The sequence below is a fragment of the Adhaeribacter pallidiroseus genome (genome assembly GCF_003340495.1).
Taxonomy (GTDB): domain Bacteria; phylum Bacteroidota; class Bacteroidia; order Cytophagales; family Hymenobacteraceae; genus Adhaeribacter; species Adhaeribacter pallidiroseus.
The window spans coordinates 5,399,537-5,416,461 of record NZ_QASA01000001.1 but is presented as its reverse complement, the minus strand read 5'-3'; the positions used below and the strand labels follow the sequence as shown (position 1 = coordinate 5,416,461).

Annotated in this window: 11 protein-coding genes; 7 read left to right on the top strand and 4 right to left on the bottom strand. The window is 46.5% G+C overall.

The window, feature by feature from the left end; genetic code table 11:
* The first annotated feature begins 267 nt into the window (after nucleotides 1-267).
* The 5 genes from AHMF7616_RS21575 to AHMF7616_RS21555 all read left to right on the top strand — a co-directional run bounded on the left by AHMF7616_RS21575 (nucleotide 268) and on the right by AHMF7616_RS21555 (nucleotide 10,117).
* Nucleotides 268-5,001: a DUF3320 domain-containing protein gene (locus AHMF7616_RS21575; RefSeq protein ID WP_115374769.1), complete on the top strand. Its 4,734-nt coding sequence runs from the start codon at nucleotides 268-270 to the stop codon at nucleotides 4,999-5,001.
* A 189-nt stretch (nucleotides 5,002-5,190) separates the two neighbouring features.
* Nucleotides 5,191-6,534 (top strand): sigma-54-dependent transcriptional regulator, encoded by a 1,344-nt coding sequence (locus AHMF7616_RS21570; protein WP_115374768.1) that lies wholly within the window; start codon nucleotides 5,191-5,193, stop codon nucleotides 6,532-6,534.
* Between the two features lie 177 nt (nucleotides 6,535-6,711).
* A complete protein-coding gene (locus AHMF7616_RS21565) occupies nucleotides 6,712-8,091 on the top strand; it encodes an aspartate kinase (RefSeq protein WP_115374767.1) in 1,380 nt (459 codons plus the stop codon).
* A 222-nt stretch (nucleotides 8,092-8,313) separates the two neighbouring features.
* Nucleotides 8,314-9,630 carry an amidohydrolase gene (locus tag AHMF7616_RS21560; RefSeq protein WP_115374766.1) on the top strand — a complete coding sequence of 439 codons (1,317 nt, stop codon included), beginning with the start codon at nucleotides 8,314-8,316 and terminating at the stop codon, nucleotides 9,628-9,630.
* 85 nt (nucleotides 9,631-9,715) lie between these two features.
* A complete protein-coding gene (locus AHMF7616_RS21555) occupies nucleotides 9,716-10,117 on the top strand; it encodes a VOC family protein (protein ID WP_115374765.1) in 402 nt (133 codons plus the stop codon).
* Between the two features lie 80 nt (nucleotides 10,118-10,197).
* On the opposite strand, the gene AHMF7616_RS21550 is transcribed toward AHMF7616_RS21555, so the two are convergent.
* Nucleotides 10,198-10,665 (bottom strand): phospholipase D-like domain-containing protein, encoded by a 468-nt coding sequence (locus AHMF7616_RS21550; protein WP_115374764.1) that lies wholly within the window; start codon nucleotides 10,663-10,665, stop codon nucleotides 10,198-10,200.
* A gap of 417 nt (nucleotides 10,666-11,082) precedes the next feature.
* Here AHMF7616_RS21550 and AHMF7616_RS26830 point away from each other — a divergent pair, with 417 nt between their 5' ends.
* Nucleotides 11,083-11,502 (top strand): hypothetical protein, encoded by a 420-nt coding sequence (locus tag AHMF7616_RS26830; protein WP_199474303.1) that lies wholly within the window; start codon nucleotides 11,083-11,085, stop codon nucleotides 11,500-11,502.
* 112 nt (nucleotides 11,503-11,614) lie between these two features.
* Here AHMF7616_RS26830 and AHMF7616_RS21540 read toward each other — a convergent pair whose 3' ends face one another.
* The 3 genes from AHMF7616_RS21540 to AHMF7616_RS21530 form a co-directional block, all read right to left on the bottom strand.
* Nucleotides 11,615-11,980 (bottom strand): NINE protein, encoded by a 366-nt coding sequence (locus AHMF7616_RS21540; RefSeq protein WP_115374763.1) that lies wholly within the window; start codon nucleotides 11,978-11,980, stop codon nucleotides 11,615-11,617.
* A 309-nt stretch (nucleotides 11,981-12,289) separates the two neighbouring features.
* Nucleotides 12,290-13,657 (bottom strand): energy transducer TonB, encoded by a 1,368-nt coding sequence (locus AHMF7616_RS21535; RefSeq protein ID WP_115374762.1) that lies wholly within the window; start codon nucleotides 13,655-13,657, stop codon nucleotides 12,290-12,292.
* Nucleotides 13,644-14,240 carry an RNA polymerase sigma factor gene (locus AHMF7616_RS21530; protein ID WP_115374761.1) on the bottom strand — a complete coding sequence of 199 codons (597 nt, stop codon included), beginning with the start codon at nucleotides 14,238-14,240 and terminating at the stop codon, nucleotides 13,644-13,646. Before AHMF7616_RS21530 ends, AHMF7616_RS21535 begins: the two co-directional genes overlap by 14 nt.
* Nucleotides 14,241-14,352: 112 nt before the next feature.
* Here AHMF7616_RS21530 and AHMF7616_RS21525 point away from each other — a divergent pair, with 112 nt between their 5' ends.
* Nucleotides 14,353-16,254: a vWA domain-containing protein gene (locus AHMF7616_RS21525; protein ID WP_115374760.1), complete on the top strand. Its 1,902-nt coding sequence runs from the start codon at nucleotides 14,353-14,355 to the stop codon at nucleotides 16,252-16,254.
* Nucleotides 16,255-16,925: the final 671 nt, after the last annotated feature.

Sequence of the window (16,925 nt, the reverse complement as noted above, 5' to 3'; positions counted from 1 at the left end):
TTGCTGATTCGCTTTCAAAGAAAAGTTTTTCGGTTCGCCCGGCCAGAGGCCAACCACATGGTTAGACACGAGCGGGGACGCTCGCGTCAGTAATTGGTAATACAGTAGGTAGATTTTTAGGAGCGTGATTTTTTAATTTTTAAAAATCACGCTCCTTAGAAAACCTAGTTACTTACCTATAAAAATGTCCGGGTTTGCTCTTTCGGAAAAATACCGGTTTTGTTGCCGGAAAACATTTAGATTCGCATAGAATCTGAAATATTGCTCATGACTGCCCTATCCCAAGTAAGTACCCGTTTGGAAGCTTCGCGCCGCGATTTACTCGATTTGAGTTTACGCAATCCGCTTTTGAATTACCGGCCTTTGCAAGCCAAAGGCGTAGAAATTGTAAACGAAGTACCCGCCGAGGTTTACCGCTTACTGGTAACCGAAGGCAAAGCCATGACGTTTCTACCCGTCGATAGCAAAACGGCCAACAGCATTCTGGATACTGTTTTCAACTCCTCTGAAAATGGTAAAAGTCCCGGCGAGGCGATAACCATTACCCCAGCCCAAACCGATAATAAACTACAAACCCGCGAAACCACGCTTAAACTGGAAAACCGCTTACTGCAGACCTATCATGCCTCGCGGCTGTTTGTAGAAGAACAAGGCGTAAATATTTTGTACTTGGCCTTGGGCATGCTTACCTGGTACGAAACCGGCAACCAAGACGATGCCCGGCAAGCGCCGATCTTGTTAATTCCGGTAGAATTAGGGCGTTCCTCGGCGCGGGAACGGTTTCAGTTGCGGTATACCGGCGGCGAAGTAGGCGAAAACTTATCGCTAATTGCCAAGATGAAAGCCGATTTCAACCTCCGCATTCCGGAACTACCCGATACCGAAGAAGTAGATGTAACCAGCTATTTTGATGAAGTCTGGAAAGAAATTGTGGGACGCAAAGGCTGGCTGATAAATTCTACGGCCATTGCGCTGGGCTTTTTCTCTTTCGGGAAGTTTATGATGTACAACGACCTGGATGCCGCTAACTGGTCGGAAGAAGCGAGCCCAGCACAACACCCGCTGCTGCAAGCCTTACTGCACGAAAACGGGTTTCAGGAACCAGCCCCGTTTATTTCCGACGAAGACCACCTCGACCCGCATTTAAATCCCACCGAAGTGCGCCAGGTAGTAGATGCCGATGCGTCGCAAACGCTGGCTATTCTGGACGTAAATCAAGGCCGCAATTTAATCATTCAGGGGCCGCCCGGTACCGGTAAATCGCAAACCATCACCAACCTTATCTCGGAAGCGATTGGCAAAGGCAAAACCGTATTGTTTGTCGCCGAAAAAATGGCGGCATTGGAAGTAGTAAAACGCCGCTTAGATAAAGTTGGCCTGGGCGAAGCCTGTCTGGAATTGCACAGCCATAAAACCAACAAAAAAGAAGTAACCAAGGAGCTGGCCCGCACTTTGAACTTAGGCAAACCCAAGGTTAAAGAACAGGAAAGCGAACTTAACTTACTCGTGCAATTGCGCGAACGCCTGAACAGCTACTGCGAAGCCGTAAATAAACCCATTGCGCAAAGCGATTTAACTACGTACGATGTTTACGGCGAGCTTTTGCAGTTGCGCGAAAAATACCCCCAGGCCGATTTGCCCCGTTTTGCTTTACCCACTTTATTAAGCTGGTCGCGCGATGAATTTCGCCGGCGCGACGCGCTGGTTCAGGAATTACAAGCTCGTTTAAAACAAACCGGCGAACCTACTAGACTATTATTCTGGGGCAGCCAGCGTCAGCAATTACTACCCGCCGAAGAAAATCAAATTGCGCAAGCTTTAGCCGCTGCCCACCAGGCCATAACCGCCCTGCAACCAAAAGCGCAGCAATTAGCTTTGGTTATGATGGTGCCTTTGCCAACCAACCGCTCCGAAACAGTGGCGTTAAGCGCATTGGCAAACCGCTTGCTTCAGAGCCCCAACTATGCGGGCGTAGTGATAAAAGCAGGTAGCTGGTTGCAGCAACAAGCCGAACTGGAGCAATTACTTACGGCGGGTAAAACGTATGCGGCTATTCAGGTGGAATTTCAAAACAAGCTGCTCCCGGAGGCCTGGACAGCTACGGCCGAAGCTTTAGAGATTCGGGAAAATTTGATGACCTACGGCGAAAAATGGTGGCGTTTCTTAGCAAATGCTTACCGGAAAAGTAAAAAAAAGCTGGCCGGTTATAGCAAAACAGTTTTGCCGGATAGTACCAACGAACAATTAAAGCTGGTAGATGCTATTTTGGAAGCAAACCGGCAGCAAAAAGTAATTCTGGAATTCCAGGAGTTAGGACAAGCTACTTTCGGAAAACAATGGTGGGGCGAACGCTCGGATTGGCCGCATTTAGCAAAAGTACAAAGCTGGCTTACCGAGCTGCACCAAGATGTAACCAGCCAACTGGTTCCTGAAACTATATTGGATTTTCTGGCGGGCGAACCAAACCTAGCTGCTATCCAACCAAACGTACAACAACTGGAACAACAGCTACTAAACCATCGCGCTCACTTAACCGAAGTAAAACAATTACTTTTGCTGGACGAAGTGCTGCGCTTTAAGCAAGAAAATTATTTAGAAAACTTGCCGTTTACCGAACAATTAACGCTGCTGCAGCAATGGCAGCAACGTTTACCCGAACTCCACCAAATAGTAAGCTGGAATAATTTAACCTCTCGCTTACAACAAGAAGGTTTACAGGAAATAATAAACCGGACTTTAACCTGGCCCGAAGCTGGAACTTACTTGTACCCGGCTTTCCGGCAAACTTGGCTGGAAGCGCTTCTGGAAAAAGCTTACGCCGAACGTCCGGCTTTGCAGCAGTTCCAACGGGCCGGTCACGAAGAAGTAATCTTAAAATTTAACGAATTAGATACCTTAATGCTGGCCTATAATCGGGCTAAGTTGGCCTTAACGCACTGGCAAAATTTACCTTTACACCAGGCCGGGGGCCAATTAGGTATTCTGCGGCGGGAATTTGAGAAAAAAGCCCGCCATTTACCCATCCGACAATTAATGGCTAAAGCCGGTAATGCCATTCAAGCGATAAAACCGGTATTTATGATGGGACCGCTTTCTATTGCCAACTTTCTACCTCCCGAATGCCTGCAATTTGATTTGGTGATTTTCGACGAAGCCAGTCAGGTAAAACCCGTCGATGCTTTTGGCGCCCTTATGCGGGCTAAACAGGCCGTTGTGGTGGGTGATAGCAAACAAATGCCCCCCACGAGTTTCTTTGATTCGCTGGTAAACGAGGAAGAAGTAGAAGAAGAAAATATTACCACGGATGTAGAAAGTATTCTGGGTTTGTTTGCGGCGCAGGGAGCGCCGCAACGCATGTTGCGTTGGCATTACCGCAGCCGGCACGAGTCGCTCATTGCGGTATCCAACCAGGAATTTTACGAAAACCGACTGGTTATTTTCCCCAGCCCCGATGCGGGCCGCAAAGAAATCGGCTTAATTTACCACCACTTACCCCATACTTTTTACGACCGCGGCAAAACGCGCACTAATCCGCAGGAAGCCGAAACCGTGGCGCAAGCGATTATGCAGCACGCCCGCACCCATCCCGAGCTAACCTTGGGAGTGGCTGCTTTCAGCATGGCGCAAATGCAGGCCATTATTAACCAACTCGAAACTCTACGCAAAGCCGACCCGGAAGCCGAAGCGTTTTTTCAGGCCCACCCCAACGAACCGTTTTTTGTAAAAAATTTAGAAAACGTGCAGGGCGATGAACGCGATGTAATTTTCATTAGTACGGGTTACGGTCGCACCGCCGATGGTAACTTAACCATGAATTTCGGCCCGTTGAACAGTACCGGCGGCGAACGGCGCTTAAACGTACTTATTACCCGGGCGCGCCTGCGCTGTGAAATATTTACCAATTTATCGCCCGACGATATTGACTTAAACCGGACACCTTCGCGCGGGGTACAGGCTTTTAAAACTTTTTTAACCTACGCGCAAAATGGCTATTTAGCAACTGAGGAAAACATTATTACCCCAGAAGTGGAGGCGGCTCCATTCGAGGAGATTGTTTATCAAGCCCTGACAAACTTAGGGTATCAACTAAAACCCAAAGTAGGCTCTGCCGGGTTTTACGTAGATTTTGCTGCGGTAGACCCGCAGGAACCAGGTAGATATGTACTGGGGCTAGAATGCGATGGCGCTACCTATTACAGTGCTCGCTCCGCCCGCGACCGGGACCGCTTGCGGCAATCTGTAATGGAAAGTTTAGGTTGGCAGTTATACCACGTCTGGAGTACTGATTGGTTCCGGAATCCGGAAGCCGAGTTAAACCGTCTGGTTGCGGCTATAGAACAAGCCATGGGTAAAAAAGCAATATCGAAAACACCCGGTTCATCGCCTAAACCACAACCAGCAGATGCATTAGTTCCCCGGGATTCGCCAACTAATACAGAACAAAAAACAGGTTTACCCTTGTACCAGGTAGCAAATCTTTCGATAAAAAACGGGAATAAGCCCCTCCCCGAAGTTCCCGTTGCTACTTTAGCCGAGTGGGTGTGGCAGGTGGTGCAAGCAGAAAGTCCGGTGCACGTTACGGAAGTGAGTCGGCGCATTGCCGAGGCCGCCGAAGTGCCTAAAATTGGTCCCCGGATAAAAGCGGCCTTGGAAGCAGCGGTTAAATTTGGCTTGCAACAAAATGCTTTCCGGCAACAAGGTGATTTCTTATGGCTTACCTCTATGGCCCAGCCGCAACCCCGGGACCGGAGCCAATTGCCCGCCTCGGCCCGGGACCTGGATTTAATTGCGCCGGAAGAAATTAAGCTGATTATTCAAAAAGTAATTACCGAATCGTACGGCATTACTGCCGAAGACATTGCCCCCGCCACTAGTAAGCTCTTAGGTTTTCCCCGGCTCACCGACGAGTTGCGGGAACAAATAGATTTGTTGGTGGAAGACTTACTCCGGACCGGCACTTTCATTCGCCAGGAGGGGCATATTGTACAGTCCCGCCGGTAAACAAATTAGGTTAAAAAATTTAAAAAATGACCACCGGTAACAATTATGGCGCGGAAGTTACTTCCGTGACTTTCCGCATAAAACCAGAAAAGAAATCTGCATTCAGGAAAGGATTGCAAGTAAGACCCGGAAGTAACTTCCGCGCCATAGTATCGCCAATAAGAAAACTGAGCAGCAGAAATTTAAAAAATGACTAACGGGAACATATTAATCATCGACGACGAAGACAAACTGCGTGGTTTGCTGGCCCGCATTATTGGCCTGGAGGGCTACCAGGTTTTTGAAGCGCCCACCGGCAAAGCTGGTTTGCGGCTACTCGAAAAAGAACCAATTCAACTGGTGCTCAGTGATGTAAAACTACCGGATAGCAACGGCATAGAACTTACTGCTAAAATAAAAACGCTTTACCCGGCCGTAGAAATTATTGTGCTTACCGCCTACGGCACTATCTCGGATGGCGTAACGGCCATGAAAAACGGCGCCTTTGATTATTTAATCAAAGGCGATGACAACGATAAAATTATTCCGCTGGTAAGCCGGGCCATGGAAAAAGCCGCTTTGCAGCAACGCGTGCTGGAACTGGAAAAGCAGGTTAGTAAACAGTACAGTTTCGATACCATTCTGGGGCATTCAACCGCGATTAAACAAGCCAAAGATCTGGCCGACCGGGTAGCGCCCACCGATTCTACGGTTTTACTGGAAGGCGAAACCGGGTCGGGGAAAGAATTATTTGCGCAAGCCATTCATGGGGGTAGCAGCCGCAATACCAAACCTTTTGTGGCCGTTAATTGCAGCGCTTTCCCGAAAGATTTACTCGAATCTGAGATATTTGGCTACCGCAAAGGTGCTTTTTCCGGCGCCCTCACCGATAAAAAAGGCTTGTTTGAAGAAGCTAACGGCGGCACTTTATTTTTAGACGAAATTGGCGAATTGCCCCTGGAACTACAGGCGAAGTTTCTGCGGGTGCTGGAATCCCAGACTTTTACCAAACTCGGCGACACCAAACCGGTGCAGGTAAATGTCCGTATGGTGGCGGCCACCAACCGGAATTTGCAACAAGAAGCCGCAGCGGGGCATTTCCGCCTTGATTTATATTACCGCTTGTCCAGTTTTAAAATTACGGTTCCCCCGCTCCGCGTCCGGAAAACGGATATTCCCGAAATCGCTACTTTTTTTATGCACCGCTACGCCGCTAAATTAACCCGGCGGATAAATAAAATGGATGCCGCCTTCGTGCAAAAGCTGCAGGAATACGCCTGGCAGGGCAACATTCGCGAATTAAAAAACGTGATAGAACGCGCCGTTATCCTGGCCGATAGCGACACGTTAACGTTGCCCTTGTTGCCCCCGGAGTTTCAGCAATACACTCCTTTACCCGCCGCGGAGCTAAGCGAAACCGCTCTGAGCACCATGGAACGCAACCATATTTTTAAAATTTTGCAGCAGACGCAGGGCAATAAAACCGAAACGGCCCGCTTGCTGCACATTGGTTTAACCACACTTTACCGGAAAATTCAGGAGTATAACTTGTAGCCCGGCGGTTTTTTTAAATTTTAATTTATTCCTTGCGCGAAAATAAGCGGGCTGTTTTGGTAAGCTTATTTTCATTTTAGTAAGTTTGAAAATTAAAAAGAAAAGCTGTTCGGTATTTAACCCGGGGAATTTATACCCGCCTCTGATCGGCGAACTTTCATTTATTTTACAAAAAGCATGTTAACCGTAGAAAAAATTGGTGGCACCAGTATGAGTGCCCTGGATAAAGTTTTAGAAAACATTATTTATCATGGCCGAACCGGCGGTGACTTATATAACCGGGTTTTTGTAGTGTCGGCTTTTGCAGGCGTTACCAATTTACTGCTCGAAAATAAAAAAACCGGCGAACCGGGCGTGTACCACCACATTGTGGGCCACAAAGATTTTCACCAATCGCTGAGCCTGGTTTCTGAAAAATTACAGGAAATCAACAAAAGTTACGAACCTTTGGGCTTGAACGTAGAAGTAGCCAATACTTTCATCCGGCAGCGCCTGCACGAAGCCCAGCAATTCTTGGAAAATCTGGTGAATGTTTTGGCCTCTGGTTACGTAAGCGCCGGCAGCATTTTACAAGCCGCCCGCGAAATTTTAGCCTCCATCGGCGAAGCGCATTCGGCTTTTAACTTTGTAAATATATTACAGAACCAGGGCGTGCACGCCACCTTGGTAGATTTAAGCGGTTTCCACGACCACGAGCCGTATACCATCGATCAACGGATCGCGCATTCGCTGCAAGGCATTGATTTTGAAAATACCATTACGGTGGTTACGGGCTACACCAAAGGTACCGAAGGCATTATGCGGGAGTTCGACCGGGGCTATTCCGAAGTTACTTTTTGCAAAGTAGCCGTGGCCTTAAAACCCCAGGAAGCCATTATCCACAAAGAATACCATTTATCGTCCGCCGATCCGGCATTAGTTGGTTTAGAGAACTGCGTACCCGTGGTAAATACCAATTACGATGTAGCCGACCAGTTAGCCGACGTGGGCATGGAAGCCATTCACCCGAAGGCCAGCAAACCGCTGGAAATAAGCGGCATTAACCTGCGGATTAAAAACACCTTCGAACCCGATCATCCCGGCACCTTAATTACCCGCGATTACGTGTGGCCCAACAAGCGCGTAGAAGTAATTACCGGCACCGATAAGGTAATTATTCTGGATATCTACGATCCTTTAATGGTAGGCACCGTGGGTTCCGATTTCGCAGTAATGCAGGCGTTTCACCAGTTTAATATCAGCTATATTTTTAAAGCCACCAGCGCTAACAGCATTTCCATGGTTATCTGGGCAAAAGATTATAAAGCCGATTTGGTACAAGCCCTGGAAAAGCAGTTTCAGGAAGTTACCGTGGAGGAAGTAGCCATTGTGTGCATGATCGGCTCCAACATCGACCAGCCCGGTGTTTTAGCCAAAGCCGCCGGTGCTTTAGCCGAACACCGCATTAATATTAAAAGCGCCGGCTTTTCGCTCCGCAAAGTAAACGTGCAATTTGTAGTGGCCCGCGAAGATTTTAAAGCCGCGGTGGTGGCTTTAAATAAAACCATGTTCTTCTAGTATTATTTTTAAATTTTTAATAAGCCCGGCTGGTTCGTAAACTTTCCGGGTTTTTTTTTAAATTTTTTCAATGCTGCCAGTTAGTTTTTCTAGTTTTACCGATTTAAAATTAGATGAAAGCATGGCCATTGCTTTTCTTCCGCTAATTGCTCCTACTCCTGAATTGGCTTTTGCTTTACTTATTGTTACTTTAACCTGTAAACAAATCCGAAGCTTATTTTCATGAGAAATATTTACTCACTGCTACTAGGAGCGCTCTTAGCTTTGCCGGCCGTAGCGCAGCAAACCGCTTTAACCAATCAAGTAGACCAGGCCGCTGATAAAGTAGAACAAAAAGTAATTACCTGGCGCCGCGACTTTCACCAGAATCCGGAATTAGGCAACAACGAAAAAAGAACGGCCGCTATCGTGGCCAAGCATTTAAAAGCGTTGGGCATAGAAGTAAAAACCGGCATAGCTAAAACCGGCGTAGTAGGTATCTTAAAAGGCGGCAAACCCGGACCCGTAATAGCTCTGCGCGCCGATATGGATGCTTTACCCGTAACCGAACGCGTACCGCTACCTTTTGCTTCGAAAGTAAAATCTACTTACAACGGACAACCGGTGGGTGTGATGCACGCCTGCGGTCACGACTCGCACGTCGCTATTTTAATGGGCGTGGCCGAAGTACTGGCGGGTATGAAAAACGAGCTAAGCGGAACCGTTAAATTTATCTTTCAACCGGCCGAAGAAGGTGCGCCTTTCGGCGAAGAAGGCGGCGCCGAATTAATGGTAAAAGAAGGCGTATTGGAGAACCCGAAAGTAGACGTGGCTTTTGGCCTGCACATAAACTCGCAAACCGAAGTAGGCAAAATTACTTACCGGCCGGGCGGCACCATGGCCAGCGTCAACGACATGAAAATAACCGTGAAAGGCAAGCAAGCCCACGGCGCTTATCCCTGGTCCGCCATCGACCCGATTGTGGTATCGGCGCAGATTATCAATAATTTACAAACCATTGTCAGCCGCAATTTAAACGTTACCGAGAACCCGGGCATTGTTACCATTGGCACCATTCAGGGCGGCAACCGCTCGAATATCATTCCGGAGCAGGTAGAAATGACGGGTACGTTGCGCGCTTTAAGCGCCGACGACGAAAAAATGCTGATCTCCCGCGTAAAGCAAATAGCTACCAAAACCGCCGAAAGCGCCGGCGCTACCGCCGAAGTACAAATTCCGCTGAGCATCCGGTACCCGGTAACGTTTAACAATCTGGCTTTAACCGAAAAAATGCTGCCCACTTTGCAGCGCACCGCTGGTCCGGAAAATATTGAATTGCGCCCGGCAGTAACCGGCGGCGAAGATTTTTCTTTTTTCCAGGAGAAAGTACCCGGTTTATTTATTTTTCTGGGCGGCATGCCCAAAGGTAAAAACCGCCTGGAAGCGCCCTCGCACCACACTCCGGATTTTTTCATCGACGAAAGCGGCTTTAAACTGGGCGTAAAAGCGATGTGTAATTTGGTGCTGGATTACCCGCAACTCAAGCCAACTAATCCTTAAATTTATCTCTCATCCAGAACGTCGAGCCTTAATCGCTAGAGCTATTATTTAACGCAAAATTTTAAATTTTTCTCTTTCCAGCCGTATGATTTCCTTTGCGCAGGTTCGGATTGCCCGTCCCACGAATCAACTCACCAAAGTTATTCCGTTTTATACCGAAGGCTTAGGCCTACCCCAGTTAAGCTCCTTTACCGACCATGCCGGGTACAGCGGCGTTATGGTGGGTTTACCAGGCCGGGAGTATCACCTGGAGTTCACACAGCACGAAGCCGGTTCTCCTGGCGCCGCTCCTACCAAAGACAACTTACTCGTATTGTATATTCCTGATCCAACAGAGTTCAGCAAGGCTGTAGTGCGCCTACAAAATTTAGGTTATTTCCCGGTTTCTCCCGAGAACCCTTACTGGCAAGATAAATCGTTTACCTTCGAAGATCCCGATGGGTGGCGGGTAGTCTTGTTCCGCGGTACCTGGGGCGAGGTTGAATAATTTTAAAAAATTGAAATTTCTGACGGTCAGGTTAGTTACTTATCGCTATTCTTTTATCAAACCAAAAACCAGGGATAATCCTATAAAGAGCTCATCTCGGCCCACAAGCGGTCAAACTCTTCGCAGAAACCTTCTACAATTGGTTTAGCCGAGGTTATGACAATATTTTCATGATTGTACAGGGCCGCGCTGCGGGTCCAGTTGTACGAGCCGGTTACTACCACCGTGTTATCTAAAATTGCAAATTTATGATGCATGTGGTTTGATGTATGATCTACCCGCACCGGAATGCCCGCTTGCGCTAATTGCCGGATATCGGAGCCCTGGTCATACAGTTTTTCGTTGTCTGTTACAATTTTTACTTTAACCCCATTGCGATGCGCTTGTAAAATAGCGTGGGTAATCCGGTCGTCGCTAATGGTAAATACACAAATTTTCAGCGAAGTACGAGCTACTTCTATTTGCGCCAGTATGGCGTTTAAGCAGTCCGTTCCCGGACTAAAATAAACTGCCTGCGTTACTTTCTCGGATTTACTAAATAGTGCCATGTATCCAGATGTGTTTTTAATGCGGGATTTCTGTAAACCTTAATCTTTGATTTAAACCCTTTTTACTTCTGATTAGCTGATTGAAGCTGATCGCTCCGCCTTCTTTTTTAAATATTAAGTAAAAACTAGAGAACTAATTTCTATTTATATTATATAATTAATATATTTACAATTACTTATATAAATATTGACCAAATGCCGTCCGGAAGTGTACGCAGTTTGATGGTTTTGGCTTTAGTGCCCGAATAATACAGAAATCCACTAATGAAAATACTACCGATTTGTTAAAAAACTCAGCTATTTACTAGAATATATCATAGAGGAATTTCACAAGACGGTAAAAACCTAGCATTAACCTAAAACCTGAACCTAATTAGCGGTTACTATCCGTTACGGCTAATTTTTATTATTCCGTTTATGTCTTCTTTCAGATACATTATTTGTAAGCCCTGCGAACCCGAGGCGATGGAACTCACCCCCATCGAACGCAAAGACTATTTTTATATTTTTAATGAAGTACCCTGGCTCAAACTCCTGAACGAAGTAAATGTAGCCGAAACAAAAGGAGATAAAATTTACTTTTCGCCTTCTCTGGAAATTGAAAATATTTATAACAAACATGGCGTAAGTATTTCTATTGTAGGCGATATAGATGATTATGAGTTTTATATCTTCTACAAACGTCCGGAAATTAAAAAATACTTTTTCGGGCTTTTTCAAAAGTTGAACGAAAAATATTTTACCGGCCGCACCAATCAGACCAAACACGATGCGCTATTAGCCATTAAAGCTTTGCTCGATAATAATCTGGAATTGCTTAGAACCAAATGGGGCTAACTTTATCGGATTTCATACCAAAAACCTTACTGGATCAGATAAGCAAGAAAGTGTTGGATATCTCGCAAGAGTAAAAATTTAAAATTTTGCTATTTCGGAAGGTATGAGCAGCTTAGAAACTACCCCCAGCTTGTCCCATTACCAGGATGTGGGTGCGTTGCGCTTCTTTCACATTCGCGTTAAACGCGATGCGCCGGTAATTAATAACATCCACGATGGTACCGATAAAGCAGAGTCCGGCGGTAAAAAAGTACAGAATACCCAACCCGATATCACCCACTACAAACCGCTGAATACCGGCAAACCCAATAAAGCCAAGCAAAGAAGTAAACAGAATGATTTCGGGTCTTTTCCGGCGTAAGCGGTAAATATCCGTAAACTGCTGGGCTTGCTGCTCGTTAAAATTTTGAAAAAAGCCTTGCACAAAAGCCATTTCGTCGGCTTCCAGTTCGGGTAAATAGTTTAAGACGTTGGCCATAGGTTTTGTGTTATTGGTTGCTCGTTGTTCGACTAATAAAATTCTGTCAGTAAGATTAGTATTCTTATTAAAATAGAAAACTTATCTCGCCGAAGTATTTACGTAACTATCCTTTTATAGAAAAACCGAACTACCTGTTTTTTACTATACGCTTCATGCTCCATCCCATTTTCGCAATGCTAAATTACAATTCCTGTAGAGCATTTTAGAATAATTGGGAAAAGTACCGGAAACGCCATCATCAATCAACGGATTATTCCGCCTAAAAACAAGTCAATAATTTAAAAATTACAGCCTCCCTGCACGAACCTACAACTTAAACCGCACGCTTACCTGCACGTTTTCGGGTTGCGGCTGGCCTTGCATAACGGTAGGTTGCCAGGCCGGACCTTCTTTAATTACCCGGATAGCCTCGGCATCGCAGGTGGGGTTCAAACTTTTTAAAATTTTAAAATTTGTTAATGCTCCTTGTTCGGTTACCGTAAATCCTACCTCTACCCGGCCTTCCTGTTTTTGCTGCCGCGCTTCGACGGGGTACCGCAAATTTTCGCGAATGTATTGGTTGAAGGCTTGGCGGCCCGGCTGGGGTTTGGCCCGGGTAACTTCTACGGTACCATCTTTGGCTGCGCCGTAACCCACTACTGCCACTTCCTGCAAACTACGTTGATCTTCTTTCAACTGGACCGCCAGCGGAATATTCGCATTAATTTTTTGTTCCTGCGTTTCGTAGCCAATGTAATTAAAAGTTAGCGCCTCTTTTCCGGGCGGTACATTTAAAATAAACTTTCCGGCAGCATCGGTGGTAGTGCCCGTAGTCGTACCATTAACAATTACGTTGGCTCCTGCCAGAGGCTCGCCGCTGGTATCAGTAACTTTACCCATAACGGTCCGGCCGGTAAAAGCATTGGTTTGCTGCATCGATATATCCATCTTCTTTCGGGCTAACGAAGAAGCTACTTTGTTGAACGCTCCTTGCAAATCTACGGAACCGGATACCTTGTTCGGCGACTCCGAATTAGTGAATCCTATTCGTGGCGTATCTTCGGCTTTCACCGCGAAAGCATCCAGCACTACGGCGGAGTCAATCGGGAAAGTTAGTTCCTGCGGTTTATCGGCCGCAGGAGTTATTTGTTTAGCTGGCTTAGTTGTTTTAGTTTTAGCTTGAGCAATGACTTCGGTTTTCGGAATTACCATTGGCTTTATTGCTACCTGCGGTTCAGGTTCGATGGGTTTAATTACCGGGGTTTCCACTGGCTCCGGAATAGTAACAACTGGGTTTGGTTTATTTTGCGCAATACTACTTTTTTCAGAAACCGGCGATTGATCTGATTGCTGTAAATACCGGAGAAGACCGGCGCTTATTACCAGAATTACAATGGCCGCCGCTGCTCGCATTAAAGGCACATACATGGGTCGCACTTTCTTTTGCTGTCCCGATTCTATTCTTTTTTTAATTTTTTGATTAATCTGGATAACCGCGGCCTGGGTTTGGGCCCGGTTACTAACCGCCATGCCGGCCAGAATATCAGAACATAGCTCACAATCCAACAAGTGTTTTTCTACCTGATGCCGGCTGCGCGCGGGTAATTCTTCGTCCTGCTGATACAGCCGCAACTGCTCCAGCGAAGGATGTCCATCGTCGGGCAAAAGCCATTTAGAAGTATCAGGTTGCATCATGGTGTTTTTCCACGTAAATTTTTAAATTTCGGCGTCCGTTCTGGATATAACTGCGTACCCGGTTTACCTCGTAGCCGGTTTGCTCGGCAATTTGGCCGTAACTTTTTTCCTGCAGGTAAAACAACTCCAGGCAAAAGCGTTGTTCCGGGGGCAATCCATCTAGGGCTCTTTCCAGCAATTGCCAGTCTTGTTCTAAAGCTTCGGCTTCGCCGTTGCTATGATGCAAACCATCGCTGAATTGCACATGCAAATTAGTTTCGGCATCTAAAGAAATAGTAGGTTTACTCTTTTGCGCCCGCAACTGCATTAAACAATAGTTTTTAGCGGTAACGTGCAGCCAGCTTTTAAAATTAGAAATCTGGTGTTTCTTTAACGATTGTATTAATTGTTCAAATACCTGCATGGTGGCATCTTTGCTGGTATCCTCGTCGGGCAGATATTTCCGGCAAACCAAATAAACCATATCGGTATACCGCTCAAACAATTCTCCTAGGTGCGCCATATCACCCGTTTCCTGGTAGCGTTGTACCAGTTCTAAATCGGTGGGTGGCTGGGGAGTTTTAGAGAATAATTTGAGGAACATGTATCGCCATGTAAAACTTACCTAAATAAAAGAATTTATTTTGGAAAATACGAGTTGACGTGTGTAAATCCGGAAGCGGGCACATCATGGAAGAAATGTAACCCCCACTGCCATGAAAAACTATTGCTCCCTGCTCGCCCTTTTCTTTTTGCTTACCGCTTTCTCTCATTTGGGCCTGGCCCGAACCATTGCCGGACAAGTGACGGATGCCGCTACGAATCAACCGTTACCCGGAGTTGCTGTTCAGGCAAAAGGCACTTCGCTGAATACAGTTACCGATACCTCCGGAAATTTTAAATTAAAAGTACCCGACACCACTCAAACCTTAACTTTTAGTTTTATTGGCTATACTTCCCAGGAAGTAAAACTACATGCTTCCGGTAATATACAAGTAGCTTTAAAACCGGATAACCATGCTTTGCAGGAAGTAGTGGTAACGGGCTATAACAACACACAAAGATTAGCCGGCAAAGTGGCCGGGGTGGTAAGTGGCGTTAGAATAGGAGGAAACGTTTCCCGTGAAACCCGGATGAGTGCACCAAGAGATTATTACCCGCGGGCGCCGTTTAATACCGAAGAATACGACCGGATAGAAGATAATAATTTCCTGGCAGCAAAGCGCCATCCGCTTTCTACGTTTTCTATTGATGTAGACGCGGCTTCGTACAGCAACGTGCGCCGTTTTTTAAATAATGGCCAGAAGCCACCTAAAGATGCCGTGCGCATCGAAGAAATGGTAAATTATTTTAAATACGATTACCCGCAGCCTAAAGCCGAAGATCCTTTTGCCGTAATTACTGAATTAGCTGCTTGCCCCTGGAACCCCGATAACCAATTGCTACACATTGCTTTGCAAGGAAAAAATATTGCTACCGATAATTTACCGCCCGCAAACCTGGTTTTCCTGATTGATGTGTCGGGCTCGATGGATTCGCCGGATAAACTGCCTTTGGTAATTGCGGGTTTTAAATTACTGATTAACCAACTGCGCCCGCAGGATAAAGTTGCCATTACGGTTTACGCCGGATCGGCGGGTTTGGTGCTGCCCCCAACTGCGGGTAACCAAAAAGAAGTAATTCTGGCTGCCCTGGATAAACTGCAAGCGGGCGGCTCCACGGCGGGCGGCGAAGGCATTAAGCTGGCCTATAACGTGGCGCAGGAACATTTTTTAAAAAATAACAACAACCGGGTTATTCTGGCTACCGACGGCGACTTTAACGTGGGCGTATCCAGCACCTCGGAACTGGAACGGCTCATCGAAGAAAAACGGGAAAGCGGCGTATTTTTAACGGTACTGGGTTTTGGCACCGGCAACATTAAAGACAGCCGTATGGAAAAACTGGCTGACAAAGGCAACGGCAACTACGCCTACGTGGATAATATTCAGGAAGCCAAAAAAGTATTTGTAAACGAGTTTGGTGGCACTTTATTCACCATTACCAAAGACGTAAAATTGCAACTCGAGTTTAACCCCACGCACGTGAAAGCTTACCGTTTAATTGGTTACGAAAACCGCCAGCTAGCCGACGAAGATTTTAAAAATGACAAAAAAGACGCGGGTGATTTAGGAGCGGGCCACACGGTAACGGCCTTATACGAGATTGTGCCGGCCAATAGCAAAAAGAACGTACCCGAAGCGGATGCGCTCAAATATCAGTCCGTTAAAAACACCGATAAAAATAACTTCAACGGCGAACTGCTCACTTTAAAGTTGCGCTACAAAACGCCCACGGGCAATACCAGTAAATTACTCGAGCACGTCGTAACCCCTACGCCAACCGCCAATCCTTCGGAGAACTTGCGTTTCGCAGCAGCCGTAGCCGAATTTGGCATGTTGCTCCGCGCTTCCGAACACAAAGGCCAAGCTACTTACGCCGGCGTACTTCATCTGGCTGAAAATGCCAAAGGAACCGATGCCGAAGGTTACCGCGCCGAATTCGTCCGTTTAGTAAAAACTACGCAGCTGCTGGACAGTCCGGTAACGGAAGTTAAAGGTAAACCCGAGAAAGATTGAGTTTGCCGATTGGCCCCAACACCGGGACTTGGTTTCTGTCTCCCGATGTCGGGGCTATCTAGCTTGAGACTGCATGTTTTGCCTCGTGGGCTTTGTTGACCCCTCCCCCTGCGGGACCTCCCCTAAAAACAGGGGAGGAGATGCTGCTATTGCTTCTTCCTTTCCTCGCTCTGCTGTAGAATGCTGCGCCCTGGAATCTTAGGAGGCACTCCTGAGCTAAACGGGTGTCTATGATTTTAGCTTTGGCTTATTTGTTTATTGATGGATTCTGATGGTGTTGTTGAGGCGGAATGCAGAAATTTTTAAATTTTAGTTGTTCTCTACGTAATTTCAACCACCCCTAACCCCTCCTTATCTAAGGCGGGGAGCTTTCTTTTTAATTATCATTTACCGGAGGCCAGTTACTATACTTTGTCTTGAAATTAATCCTACCCCCTACCCCCTCCAAAGGGCGACTTTTTATTACGATGGAAAGGATGATTAGAGAGTATTACTAATTGAAAGTGATTTGCTGCGTAGCGAAATAGGTTCCTTCTGAATGACAGCGTGGACAGATATTTTTTAAAATTTAAATTTTTGCCAGTATGCCATGCAACAAATAGTCTGAGCCAAGTGCAAGAGTTGACGCTAAACTGTTCTGTTGTTCCGCGAGTTTTTAGCGTCTTGATTTT